Below are 223 nucleotides of genomic sequence, written 5' to 3' on the forward strand. Positions count from 1 at the left end.
ACGAAATTCTCGGCGAAGACGGCGCTCTCGGCGGCGATGCGGATGTCGCAGGCGCAGGTGATGTCAAATCCGGCGCCATAGGCGGGCCCATTGACCGCAGCGATGGTTGGAACCTCGAGGTTGTAGAGCTTGGCGATGGTTTTCTGAATTCCGGCCCTGTACCGGTCCCGCAGCTCCCCAGGCGATCCGGCGAAACTCCCGGCGCGGTCCCTCATCTCCTTGA

At 63.2% G+C, this 223-nt stretch carries 1 protein-coding gene; it reads right to left on the reverse strand.

Annotation, left to right across the window (positions count from 1 at the left end):
* Positions 1 to 223: enoyl-CoA hydratase-related protein (locus E4K09_RS18945; protein ID WP_244610593.1), on the reverse strand; the 223-nt coding region annotated here is incomplete at both ends.

This window comes from Microvirga pakistanensis (assembly GCF_004458765.1).
Classification (GTDB): domain Bacteria; phylum Pseudomonadota; class Alphaproteobacteria; order Rhizobiales; family Beijerinckiaceae; genus Microvirga; species Microvirga pakistanensis.